The 12572-nt window shown below is 66.7% G+C and carries 10 protein-coding genes; 7 read left to right on the plus strand and 3 right to left on the minus strand.

Annotated features, from left to right (window positions below; translation table 11 throughout):
• Window positions 1–53: 53 nt before the first annotated feature.
• From QX010_RS27645 to QX010_RS27660, 4 genes are all read left to right on the plus strand, one after another.
• A complete protein-coding gene (locus QX010_RS27645) occupies window positions 54–1127 on the plus strand; it encodes a tartrate dehydrogenase (protein ID WP_316182972.1) in 1074 nt (357 codons plus the stop codon).
• 171 nt (window positions 1128–1298) lie between these two features.
• Window positions 1299–2717: a pyruvate kinase gene (gene pyk / locus QX010_RS27650; protein WP_316182973.1), complete on the plus strand. Its 1419-nt coding sequence runs from the start codon at window positions 1299–1301 to the stop codon at window positions 2715–2717.
• A gap of 192 nt (window positions 2718–2909) precedes the next feature.
• Complete coding sequence (locus tag QX010_RS27655; protein WP_315804339.1) at window positions 2910–3722, plus strand: UDP-2,3-diacylglucosamine diphosphatase; 813 nt, start codon at window positions 2910–2912, stop codon at window positions 3720–3722.
• A 47-nt stretch (window positions 3723–3769) separates the two neighbouring features.
• Window positions 3770–4759 carry a threonine/serine dehydratase gene (locus QX010_RS27660; RefSeq protein ID WP_316182974.1) on the plus strand — a complete coding sequence of 330 codons (990 nt, stop codon included), beginning with the start codon at window positions 3770–3772 and terminating at the stop codon, window positions 4757–4759.
• Between the two features lie 10 nt (window positions 4760–4769).
• Here QX010_RS27660 and QX010_RS27665 read toward each other — a convergent pair whose 3' ends face one another.
• Together QX010_RS27665 and QX010_RS27670 are read right to left on the minus strand one after the other, a co-directional pair.
• Window positions 4770–6437: a caspase family protein gene (locus QX010_RS27665; protein WP_316182975.1), complete on the minus strand. Its 1668-nt coding sequence runs from the start codon at window positions 6435–6437 to the stop codon at window positions 4770–4772.
• A gap of 204 nt (window positions 6438–6641) precedes the next feature.
• Window positions 6642–8261 (minus strand): hypothetical protein, encoded by a 1620-nt coding sequence (locus QX010_RS27670; RefSeq protein ID WP_316182976.1) that lies wholly within the window; start codon window positions 8259–8261, stop codon window positions 6642–6644.
• Between the two features lie 75 nt (window positions 8262–8336).
• Between QX010_RS27670 and QX010_RS27675 the strand changes: the two genes are divergently transcribed.
• Complete coding sequence (locus tag QX010_RS27675) at window positions 8337–9524, plus strand: MFS transporter (protein WP_315804335.1); 1188 nt, start codon at window positions 8337–8339, stop codon at window positions 9522–9524.
• On the opposite strand, the gene dgcA is transcribed toward QX010_RS27675, so the two are convergent.
• Window positions 9506–10501 (minus strand): N-acetyl-D-Glu racemase DgcA, encoded by a 996-nt coding sequence (gene dgcA, locus QX010_RS27680; protein WP_316182977.1) that lies wholly within the window; start codon window positions 10499–10501, stop codon window positions 9506–9508. The two genes, QX010_RS27675 and dgcA, sit on opposite strands and share 19 nt — an antisense overlap.
• A 158-nt stretch (window positions 10502–10659) precedes the next feature.
• Here dgcA and QX010_RS27685 point away from each other — a divergent pair, with 158 nt between their 5' ends.
• Together QX010_RS27685 and QX010_RS27690 are read left to right on the plus strand one after the other, a co-directional pair.
• Window positions 10660–11793 carry an ABC transporter permease gene (locus tag QX010_RS27685; RefSeq protein ID WP_315804354.1) on the plus strand — a complete coding sequence of 378 codons (1134 nt, stop codon included), beginning with the start codon at window positions 10660–10662 and terminating at the stop codon, window positions 11791–11793.
• Window positions 11794–11799: 6 nt separating this feature from the next.
• Complete coding sequence (locus tag QX010_RS27690) at window positions 11800–12570, plus strand: ABC transporter ATP-binding protein (RefSeq protein WP_315804333.1); 771 nt, start codon at window positions 11800–11802, stop codon at window positions 12568–12570.
• Window positions 12571–12572 lie beyond the last annotated feature (2 nt).

Raw genomic sequence — 12572 nt, forward strand, 5'->3', positions numbered from 1 at the left:
CGTGCAAAAGCTGTCCGGGTGAAACGCCCGGACAGAGGTCAAGAAAAGCTCAAATGCGCACCCATTCCATCGCCGCCATTCCCGCCGACGGCATCGGCCCCGAGGTCATCTCCGAAGGCGTCCGCGTGCTCGAGGCACTCGCCAAGCGCGCGGGCGACATCAGCTTCAACGTCAAGACCTTCGACTGGGGCTCGGACTACTACAAGAAGCACGGCGTGATGATGCCGGCCGACGGCCTCGCTGAGCTCAAGAAATTCGATGCGATCTATTTCGGCGCGGTCGGCGCGCCCGACGTGCCCGATCACATCACGCTGTGGGGCCTGCGGCTGCCGATCTGCCAGGGCTTCGATCAGTACGCCAATGTGCGCCCGACCAAGATCCTGCCCGGCGTGGCCTCGCCCTTGCGCAATGTCGGCGTCGGCGATCTCGACTGGGTGATCGTGCGCGAGAATTCCGAAGGCGAATATGCCGGCATGGGCGGCCGGGCGCATCGCGGCCTGCCGGAGGAGGTCGGCACCGAGGTCGCGGTCTTCACCCGCGTCGGCGTCGTCAGAATCATGCGCTACGCGTTCAAGCTGGCGCAGTCGCGACCGCGCAAGTTCCTCACCGTCGTCACCAAGTCGAATGCGCAGCGCCACGGCATGGTGATGTGGGACGAGATCGCCGCCGAGGTGGCGCGGGAATTCCCCGACGTGACCTGGGACAAGATGCTGGTCGACGCGATGACCGTGCGCATGACCCTGCAGCCGAAGAGCCTCGACACCATCGTCGCGACCAACCTGCATGCCGACATCCTGTCCGATCTCGCCGGCGCGCTCGCCGGCAGCCTCGGCGTGGCGCCGACCGGCAACATCGATCCGGAGCGGCGCTTCCCGTCGATGTTCGAGCCGATCCACGGCTCGGCGTTCGACATCACCGGCAAGGGCATCGCCAATCCGGTGGCGACGTTCTGGACCGGCGCGCAGATGCTCGAGCACCTCGGCGAAAAGGACGCGGCCGTCAGGCTGATGGCTGCGGTCGAGAAGGTCTGCGCAGCCGGCATCCTCACCCCCGATGTGGGTGGCAAGGCGACGACCAGGGAGGTGACCGACGCCGTCATCGACGCGATCCACGGCTCCAACGTCTGAGGCGTGCTACTCGCTTGCACAATCTAGGCGTGTTCCGCGTCGCGCTTGCAATGGACGCTGCGGGGCGTATACCAGCGCTTCCGCCGCGTCCGCGCATGCTAATCACATGCATGTCATAGTGACGCGAGACACGGACTTAAGTGGCCTGGGCTTCAGGAGAAAGGACACATCATGCGTCGTCACCGTCGAGCCAAGATCGTCGCGACTGTCGGTCCCGCGAGCAATTCTCCGGAGGTGCTGAAAGCGCTGTTCCTCGCCGGTGTAGACACATTTCGTCTCAATTTCAGCCACGGCACGCAGGCCGATCACGCCAGGGTCCATGCCGCGATCCGCGCCCTCGAGAAGGAGGTGCAGCGGCCAATCGGCATCTTGATGGATCTGCAGGGTCCGAAGATTCGTGTCGGCACGCTACGCGACAAGAAGATCCAGGTCGAAGCCGGCGAGACGATTCGGTTTGTCCTCAACGGCACCGAGGGCGACAAGACGTCGATTCCGTTGCCGCATCCGGAGATCTTTGCGGCGGTCGCGCCCGGTCACGATCTTCTGATCGATGACGGCCGCGTGCGGGTGCGCGTCATGGGCCTCGGCGACGACTGGATCGAAGCCAAGGTGATCGTCGGCGGCGCGATCTCCAATCACAAGGGCGTCAATCTGCCGGGCACGATTCTGGAGCTGTCGCCGCTGACGGCCAAGGACCGCTCCGATCTTGCCTTTGGGCTCGACCTCGGCGTCGACTGGGTGGCGCTGTCGTTCGTGCAGAAGCCGTCCGACGTGCTGGAGGCGAGGGGCCTGATCAATGGCCGCGCCGGCATCATGTCCAAGATCGAGAAGCCGGCGGCGCTGGAGCGCATCGACGACATCATCCAGCTGTCGGACGCGATCATGGTCGCGCGCGGCGATCTCGGCGTCGAGATTCCCAACGAGGACGTGCCGGGCAAGCAGAAGGAGCTGGTGCGCGCCTGCCGGCTCGCGGTGAAGCCGGTGATCGTCGCGACGCAGATGCTGGATTCGATGGTCGCGACGCCGACGCCGACCCGCGCCGAGGTCTCCGACGTCGCGACCGCGATCTATGACGGCGCCGACGCGGTGATGCTGTCGGCGGAATCGGCCAGCGGGCAATACCCGCGCGAGGCGGTCGCGATGATGGACAGCATCATCAAGGCAACCGAGGGCCACAAGATGTACCGCTCCATCGTCGAGGCGACGCAGCCGGGCGAGGAGCAGACCGCACCGCATGCGGTGGCGACCGCCGCGGCCGACCTGGCGTCGGCGATCCACGCCAGGGCGATCGTGGCCTATACGTCGAGCGGAACTTCGGCCTCCCGCGTTGCGCGCAAGCGGCCGAGCCTGCCGATTCTGGCGATCACGCCGAACGAGGACACCTCGCGGCGCATGTGCCTGTTGTGGGGCGCGCACAGCGTGCTGTCGCAGGACGTGCAGAACTACGAGGAAATGGTCGAGCGCGCGACCTTCTTTGCCGTGCAGGAGGAGTTCGCGGAAGCCGGCGACCTGCTCGTCGTCGTCGCCGGCATCCCGTTCGCGCAGGCCGGCACCACCAACAATCTGCGTGTCGTCACCATGCCGAGATAGGAGGCCGATTTTCCCTGTTCGCGCCGCCCGCCTGTCGCCTGATTGTCGCACCGCGCTGGTATCGCGGGGCAGTGACGAAGGACGTCGCGAGTCGTCGAACGAGCGGTGTCCGGTCGCGGTCCGGCAGGACGGGTTCTGCCAGTGAGGCCGTTCGTCATCGCGGTGTCATCAGGGGCTGTTAGGTGGGCGCGCATGGGACTTGAGACTGCTGGTGAAGAAAGCCCGGCTCGGCGCTTTCGGACGTTGTTCATCTCGGACGTTCATCTCGGAGCCCGCGGCTCGCAGGCCAATCTCCTGGTCGATTTCCTGCGCCACCATGATGCCGATACGATCTATCTGGTCGGCGACATCATCGATGGCTGGGCGCTCAAATCGAGCTGGCATTGGCCGCAGTCGCATAACGACCTGGTGCAGAAGATGCTGCGCAAGGCGCGCAAGGGCGCCAAGGTCGTTTACGTCCCCGGCAATCACGACGAGTTCCTGCGCGGCTACTACGGCACGCATTTCGGCGGCATCGACGTCGTCGAGAACATCGTGCACACCGGCACCGACGGCAAACGCTATCTCGTCATTCACGGCGACATCTTCGATCTGGTCGTGCAGAACGCGCGCTGGCTCGCCCATCTCGGCGACAAGGCCTACGATTTTGCGATCCAGATGAACCGGCTGGTCAACTTCTTCCGCCGCATGTTCGGCGTGCCCTATTGGTCGCTGTCGCAATGGGCCAAGCAGAAGGTCAAGAACGCGGTGAACTATATCGGCGCGTTCGAGACGGCACTGGCCTCCGAGGCGCGCCGGCATGGCGCTGACGGCGTGATCTGCGGCCACATCCATTGCGCCGTCATCCGCGACCAGGACGGCATCCGCTACATGAATTGCGGCGACTGGGTCGAAAGCTGCACGGCGCTGGTCGAGCACGAGGACGGCCGCTTCGAGATCCTCACCTGGACCGATCCGCAGCGGCAGCCGGCGCCGGTTCCGCAGCTGGCCGCCCGCGCCGCCTGACACCGGCTCCCTTGCCTCTCGGCAATCGGGCGCGGTAAAATCGGGGCATGACAGCTCATTCCCCGATCCTGCCCGTGACCGTCGCCGACATCGATGCGGCGGCACGCGTCCTCGCGCCCGTGGCCGTGCGGACCCCGCTGCTGCCGGCTCCCGTGCTCAACGAGCGGTTCAAAGCGAACGTGTTCGTGAAGCCGGAGGTGCTGCAGCGGACCGGCTCGTTCAAGTTCCGCGGCGCCTACAACAAGCTGGCGTCGATCCCGCAAGCAGCGCGCGGCAACGGCGTCGTCGCATTCTCCTCCGGCAATCATGCGCAGGGCGTCGCCCATGCCGCCACATTGCTGGGCATGGACGCCACGATCGTGATGCCCTCGGATGCGCCGGCGGCCAAGCGCGAGCGCACCAAGGCGTTCGGCGCCGACGTCGTGCTCTATGATCGCGACCGCGAGGACCGCGAAGCGATCGCGCGCGACATCGCTGCAAAGCGCGGCTCGACGGTGGTGCCGCCCTATGACGATCCCTTTGTCATCGCAGGGCAGGGCACCGTCGGCCGCGAGATCGCCGCAGATCTCGCGGCGCTGGGCCTGTCGCCGGATCTGGTGATTGTGCCTGCTTCCGGCGGCGGGCTGCTTGCCGGCGTCTCGACCGCGGTGAAGGCGCAGTTTCCGAGCACCCAGATGGTCGTGGCTGAGCCCAAGGGCTTCGACGACCATGCGCGCTCGCTGCGGGCCGGCCACCGCGAGGCCCACGATGCAAAGGGCCGAACCATCTGCGACGCGCTGATGGCGGCGATTCCGGGCGAGATCACCTTCGCGATCAACAGCCAGCTTCTGTCGGCCGCGGTCGAGGCCTCGGATGAGGAGGTGGGGCGCGCGGTCGGCTTTGCCTTCCGGGAGCTGAAGCTCGTGGTCGAGCCCGGCGGGTCGGTCGGGCTCGCGGCACTGCTGGCCGGCCGGCTGGACGTGGCGGGCAAGACGGTGGTGATCGTGCTCTCCGGCGGCAATGTCGACGCTGAGCTCTACGCCCGGCTGATTGCCTGACGATCAAGCCTCAGCGAAAGCCGAGGCCGCCTCTTGCCGATCCTCCACCACCCATCCGCAGTCCGGACTGCGCGACGTGCGGCGCGCCCCGCGTCAGGCCGCCCTGCATCCCGCCTTGACCCCGCGCCATCGACGGATGCGACGCGTTGATGTTCGGCTTGAACGGTCCGGAATTGCCGGGGAAGGGACGCCGGACCTCGCGGGTGTCGAATGGCCGACCAGGACTGCGCTTCAGTGGGTCGCGCTGGATTTTCGTAGTCACGGGCGGATTTGCCGGCGGCATGATCCTGTCGCGCAATTTCGTCTGAGAGATCGGCCCGGGATCGACGACCTTCTTGGGAATCGCGTTGTTGACGGCATCGCCTTTCGTGACGACCGTGGGCGGCAGCGGCCCGCGCGGCGGCATGGTGGTGGTCGGCAGCTTCGGCTGCGGGATCTGGGCGCCCGGATTGAACGGTCGCGCGATCGGCGCCAGTTGCGGCGGCATCATGAGGCGGCTCGGCTGCAGTAAGGGGATGGGCCGAGGCTGTCCCTGCAGCCGCAGCGCGACCGGCGCATATGGACTGTCGGCATAGGATTCACGGAAGCTCCGATAGGCGGCCGGCGAATTCGCCAGTACGGCCTCGTGCCACGCCGCGGCCTGCACGAGGCCGGCGAGCAGGGCGCGGATGCGGTCGGCGAGCGGATCGCGCGGATACATCGCGATGAACTCGCGATAATATTGCGGATGGTTCTCCGACAGCACGTAGTCATAGGCCTGCCGCACGGACCGGCTGGGCAGGTCGGCCGCCATCTGGATCACCGGCGCATTCTCGGCAGGGCGCGCGGCCGCGACCAGCGTATCCCCGAAGAAGGTGAAATCGCCGGTGAGCGAAGAGCTTTCCCACGGCGTCTGCCGGCCGTCGGTGGTCTGGTTGACCTGCAGACGGATGCGCTTGAACAATTGCTCGATCGGCAGGTTCGGCTGTCGCGCGAGGTTGAGGAAGGCCTGCGCATAAGGGCTGTGCTCGCCGCGGCCGTCGAGCGCCTCCGCGCCGGGCGAGGTCGAGTATCCGAGGATGGAGCCGTTCGGCGCGTCGACGATGGCCAATCCGCGCCCGGCATCGTTGATGGCAGGGAATGGATTGTTGCGGCAGGCGTCCAGTACGACGATCCGCATGCGGCTCGGGATGGCGTCGAGCGTCGCCATCAGATCCACCAGCCGGATGGTCCCCGTCGTCAGGTCGGAGGGCGCCGAGATGCGGGCATCGATCGGGATCAGATAGTTCTCGCCCGCGAGCTGAACCCCGTGGCCGGCGTAGTAGACCATTGCCACGGTATTCGGGCCGTGTGCTGCCACCCGGCTCGAAAAATCCTCCACGACCTTGAGCATCTCGTTCTGCGTCAGGTCGGTCGCCGTGATCACCTCGAAGCCGGCCGAGTTCAACAGCTTGGCAACAGCATGGGCGTCGTTGTCCGGGTTCTCCAGCGGCGGCGCGTTCTGATAGCTCGCATTGCCGATCACGAGCGCGACGCGTGGCTCGGCTCCTTGAGGGATCGCGGCGGGCGTGTTGCTCTCCCTTGCCGGTGAGGGAGCTGCCAGCGCGCGCGGTGGCGCGTGAAGGGTGTCGAGCTCACTGCCGGCGGCGAACGCCGAGCCCGGGCCGACCCAGGCCATCAGGCCCAGCAGCGCGGACATGAGCAGGGATTTCCAGGCGGACGTTACAGCGCGAAATTTCGGAACGGACACGGCGTTCTCCTCAAGCATGCGCAAAGCGAATGGCTTGAGGAGCAGGCTACGCAGATCACGCAGTGGCGTACGTGATCCGCGTCACCCATCAACGCGGCACCCTTGGTGCTCAGTGATCGAGGTTCAACAGGAGGTGGCCGAGATGCTCTCGGCCTACGAGAAGAATGCGATCTTCTCAGGCTGGGTCATGCGACGGATCGGCGCCAGCGAGTCATTGGCGGGCGCCTGTGGCCGCTGCAGAAGGCCGTTCGACAGGAGTGTCGATCCCAGCGACGGCTCGTAGGCAGGCTTGGGCATCGCGGATGCGCTGGTGCTGTGAGCCGCGGCGGCGGTCGGGCGGACCTGCTGGCTCGGCGCAACGTCGGCCTGCGGGGCCGCTGCGGGAGATTGAGCTGCGACCGCAGCCGCCACGGCGGCCAGGGTCTCGATGGTGATCGCCTCCGGAAGCGGTGGCGATACGGGCGCGCTGGGGATTGGCGCCGGGACTGGAGGCGATGCCATGCGCGGGGCCGCCGTGGGCGGGGCCGGCATCGGAGGGGCAGACATCGACGGAGCAGACACCGGCGGGGCAGACACCGGCGGGGCAGGCATCGTGGGCGCAGCCGGAGCCGGCGCCGCCGTGGCAACCGGGGCTTCTGCCGTGGTCAGCACGAGATCCGGCTCCGACGGGGCTGTCTCGCTGAAGCTCGCGACGATGTCGTCGTCGACCGAGGTCGGCTCCTCAATGTCGAAGCCGAGCGTCCTGACCCGGCTGAACTCCTCGTCGTCGATCGGGTCGAGGACACCCATCTCCGCCGCGACCAATTCCAGAATAGCTTCGTCTTCGGCTTCTGCGGCGGCGGCGTCATCCAGGGCCGCCGCGGCGTGCTGCTCGATCTCGAGCAGGGCTTCGTCCACCGACGGCTCCGTCGCAGCTTCCGGGGGCTGCACCACTGCCGCAGTTTCGGCGTCAACGATCCTGGCGTCGACTGCTGCGGCCGCCACGATCACAGCGTCATCAGCCGAGGAGGTCTCAACCACTTCCATCGCGGCCACCGCCGCAACGAGCGGAATGGCGATCTCGAGCGCTGCCTGGGACGCCTCGCTCTGTTCCGGTGCAGGCTCCGGCTCCGAGACCACCATCTCGGCGGACGGACTTGATGCGACATCAGGCGCTGGCGAAGCGGCGGCCTCGGCCGCCGGACTGATCTCGTCGGCCGCAGGCGGAACGCTCGCTTTCTCCGCCTCGAGCTCCTTCAGCCGCGTCTTGATGATCTCGAACGCCGCAAGCAGCGCGACCTTGGGGTCGGCGCTCGCAAGCTGATCGCAGGCGGCCTCGATCGATGTCACCTGCGAATCGATCAGGTCACAGATCCGGGAATCGGCGCCGATCTCGCGCCAGCGCCAGGAAATCTCCTTGATGATTCGGATGCCCTTGCGCACCGGCGCCAGGTTCTGCTCGAGGGCCATGCGGTCGACCGCAGAGGCGGCGGCCAACGCGGCGTCTTCGACCGTGGCGCGGATCGCGGCGAGCGCTTCGGGCAGCGCCTTGCTGTCCGCCTGCTCGAATTCCTGCTGCTGCTGACGCTGCGAGGCAAGAGCGTGCTCGATGCGGGCGACGGCGTCGAGCACCATGCTGGTGTCAGCATTGCGGTTGCGCTTGGCATATTCACCGAGGAACCAGCGGCCTCGGGACGTCTCCATGAAGGCGTCGCGGATCGCCTCGTAATCGGCCTCGTTCGGCTGAGCCGCACGGGCGGATATCGGCGAGAGGGCGAAGACTTCATCGACCATGGCAAACCTATCGCGCACATTGCTGCGCGTTGGCATAACGATCACCATGATATTGATCGAATCGCAATTGAATTGATGCCACTGTCCCGACAAATCTCCACCACATCGCCGGTATTGTCGCGCCGATTCGCGGACAGGTTGGGGCTGTTCTATGGCGCGGTGTTCATGCTGTCGGGCACGCATCTGCCGTTCTTTCCCGTATGGCTACGGGCGATCGGGCTGGATGCCGCATGGATTGGCGTCATCATTGCGGTTCCCGCCGTAACCCGCTTCACCGTCCTGCCGCTGATCACTGCGGTCGCCGAGCGCCGGCAGGCCCTGCGCACCGCGATGGGGCTGGCCACCTTCGCAACGGCATCGGGCTTTGTGGTTCTTGCCTTCCAGCGCGAACCCTGGCTGGTATTCCTGGTCTACGTGGCGACCTGCTGCCTATGGACACCCGTTGTCCCGCTGACGGACGCCTATGCGCTTCGTGGCGTGATGAGCTATGGCCTGAACTACGGTCGCCTGCGGCTGTGGGGATCGGCGGCCTTCATCGCTGGAACGCTGCTGTGCGGCGGGCTGGCCGATCTCGCGCCGTCGTCCGAGCTGATCTGGATCATCGTCTCGGTTGCGCTGTGCGGTGCGGCAAGCAGCCTACTGCTGCAGGCGCTGCCGCCCTTGCCGCAAGGCGCCGGCCCGTCCCGGGACGGCCGCAGTCTGCTGGGCAATCCGAGCTTCCTCTGCATCATCGCAGCTTCGGCGCTGATTCAGGCCAGCCATGCGGCCTACTACACGTTCTCCGCCATCGAGTGGAAGGCGCAGGGCTTCAGCGGGCTCACCATCGCTTGGCTCTGGACCATGGGCGTGCTCGCCGAGATCGTCGTGTTTGCCCTGTCGCCACGGTTCACGCTGGCGCCCGCCAGCCTGGTCATGATCGGTGCGATGGCGGCCGTGCTGCGCTGGAGCCTCACGGCGCAGGAGCCGCATGCGGCGGGGCTCGCGGCGGTCCAGATCAGCCATGGCTTCACTTTCGGGCTGACGCTGGTCGGAACCATGGGGCTGCTGGTGCGCCAGGTGCCGGCGCATCTGACCGCGCGCGGGCAGGGCTATTATGCCGCCGCCAGCGGCGTGGTCGGCTCGGCGGCGTCGGCCCTCTCGGGGCCGGTCTATGCGGCCTATGGCCCCGGCGTCTACTACGTGATGGCTGCGATGGCCGGAGCGGGCGGCGCGCTGATGTGGCTCGCGCGCCGCGGCGTCTCGCTTCAGCCCCACAACGCCTGATCGGGCGGATAGACCAGGCTGTCCTCGTAGTGCAGGCCGTGCTCGCAATCCTCGGCGAGCAGCAGCGGTCCGTCCAGATCGACGAAACGGGCGAACGGCGTCAGCAGCATGGCCGGCGCCATCGACAGCGACGTCGCCACCATGCAGCCGACCATGATGTCGAAGCCGAGCGCGCGCGCGGCATCGGCCATGGCAAGCGCCTCGGTGAGTCCTCCGGTCTTATCGAGCTTGATGTTGACGGCGTCGTAGCGCCCACGCAGCGCGTCCAGCGAGCTGCGGTCGTGCACGCTCTCGTCGGCGCAGACGGCGAGCGGGCGCGCGATCCTTCCGAGCGCTTCGTCGTTGCCTGCGGGCAGCGGCTGCTCGACCAGCGTGACGCCGGCGGCGGCGCAGGCTGCGAGATTGGATTCCAGGACGGCCTCGGTCCAGGCCTCGTTGGCGTCGACGATCAGTTGTGACTGCGGCGCCGCGGCTCGCACGGCTGCAATCCGCGCCGGATCGCCGTCGCCGCCGAGCTTGATCTTGAGCAGCGGGCGGTGCGCGGCCTTGGCCGCAGCTTTGGCCATCACATCGGGGGTCCCGAGCGAAATCGTGTAGGCCGTGACGCACGGCGCCGGTGCGCGGCGTCCGAGCAGGTCCCAGATGCGCCGGCCGCTCCGTTTGGCTTCGAGGTCGAGCAGCGCGCAATCGAGCGCATTGCGCGCCGCGCCCGGCGGCATCGCCGTCTGCAGGGCGTTGCGGTCGAGACCAGAGGCGATCGCATCGCGCATCGCGAGCAGGGCGCTCAGCGCCGCATCGGGCGTTTCGCCATAACGCGGATAGGGCACGCATTCGCCGTGGCCAACCATCGTCCCGTGTCGCAGCTCCGCGATCACTGTCACGGCTTCGGTCTTGGCGCCGCGGCTGATCGTGAAGCTGCCGGCGATCGGCCAGTGGCCGATCCGGGCGTCCAGTATTGGAAAACCGTTGGAAGTCATTTGAAAGTCTGGCGCTTTGTGAACCGGAATGAGGCGCTTGGGACTTGCGCGATGTGACCGACTATGGCTGTTGATAGTGGTCTCCGGCAAGGTGGTAGCGACGCGGTGGGATTTTTCTCGTCAAGGAGCGGACGTCCAAGGCTCCGAGGATGGCCGTCGTGAAGGGCGGCCCTGATCTGCAGCGCAGCGGGGATGGCAATGCGCTGTCGCTGCGCGCGACCGGCGCCTGGACTGCGCCCTTTGCGCCGTCGCTCGAACGGCTCGTCGCCGATGCCGAAAAGCTCGCCGGCAAGAAGATCGATGTCTCCATCGACGTCTCCCAGGTGTCCAAGCTCGACACGTTCGGCGCCTGGCTGATCGAGCGGCTGCGCCGCAGCTTCACGACCGGAACCGTCGAGGTCCGGATCGATGGGCTCTCTGCGAACTACGCCAGCCTGGTCGACGAGGTTCGCCGCGTCAGCACCGCGCCCAATGGCGACGCGACGATGGTGACCATCACCGGCATGCTCGGCCAGATCGGCCTCAGTGTCGCCGGCATCTTCGGCACGGTCGCCGCACTCATCGACATGCTCGGCGCCGTGATCGTCGCCAGCGGCCGGGTCCTCATTCATCCCCGCAGCTTCCGACTGACCTCGACCATTCATCATCTCGAGCAGGTGTGCTGGCGCGCGGTGCCGATCATCGTGCTGATCACCTTCCTGATCGGCTGCATCATCGCTCAGCAGGGCATCTTCCATTTCCGAAGGTTCGGCGCCGACATCTTCGTCGTCGACATGCTCGGCGTGCTGGTGCTGCGCGAGATCGGCGTGCTGCTTGTGGCGATCATGATCGCCGGCCGGTCGGGCAGCGCCTACACGGCCGAGCTCGGCTCGATGAAGATGCGCGAGGAGATCGACGCGCTGCGCACCATGGGCTTCGATCCGATCGAGGTCCTGATCCTGCCGCGCATGCTGGCGCTGGTGATCGCGCTGCCGATCCTGGCCTTCCTCGGCGACATCGCCGCGCTCTATGGCGGCGGGCTGGTGGCCTGGTTTTATGGCGGCGTCGATCCCGAGGCCTTCCTGCTGCGCCTGCGCGATGCGATCTCGATCGATCATTTCAAGGTCGGCCTGCTCAAGGCGCCGGTGATGGCTGCCGTGATCGGGATCGTCGCCTGCGTCGAAGGACTGGCCGTGCAGGGCAGCGCCGAGTCGCTGGGGCGCCACACCACTTCGTCGGTGGTGAAGGGCATCTTCTTCGTCATCGTGATGGACGGCGTGTTCGCGATCTTCTTCGCCGCGGTCGGGATGTGAGCTGAGATGGTGCAGCAGGTCTCCGATCCCATCATCCGCGTGCGTGACGTCACCGTGCAGTTCGGCAAGACGCGCGTGCTCGACGGGCTCGACCTCGACGTCAAGCGCGGCGAGATCCTGGGCTTCGTCGGTCCCTCTGGCGCGGGCAAGTCGGTGCTGACGCGCACCATCATCGGCCTGGTGCCGAAGCTGTCGGGCAACATCGAGGTGTTCGGCGTCGATCTCGACGCCGCCGATCGTGCCGGCCGCCGCGCTGTCGAGCGGCGCTGGGGCGTGCTGTTCCAACAGGGCGCGTTGTTCTCCTCGCTCACGGTGCGGCAGAACATCCAGTTCCCGGTCCGGGAGTATCTCAAGGTCTCGCAGCGTCTGCTCGACGAGATCATGATCGCAAAGCTCGTGATGGTCGGATTGCGGCCCGATGTTGCTGATCGTTTCCCGAGCGAGCTGTCGGGGGGCATGATCAAGCGGGTCGCGCTGGCACGCGCGCTCGCGCTCGATCCGGAACTGGTGTTCCTCGATGAGCCGACCTCGGGACTCGACCCGATCGGCGCCGGCGATTTCGACGAGCTCGTCCGGACCCTGCAGCGCACTTTGGGACTGACGGTTTTCATGGTAACCCATGATCTCGACAGCCTGTATACGGCGTGCGACCGCATCGCCGTGCTGGGCGACGGCAAGATTATCGCCGCGGGATCGATGGCCGACATGCAGGCCTCGGAACATCCGTGGCTCCGACAGTATTTCCACGGCAAGCGTGCCCGAGCCGTGATGGGGTAGCG

Origin of the sequence: Bradyrhizobium sp. SZCCHNRI1009 (assembly GCF_032487575.1) — a bacterium.
Classification (GTDB): Bacteria; Pseudomonadota; Alphaproteobacteria; order Rhizobiales; family Xanthobacteraceae; genus Bradyrhizobium.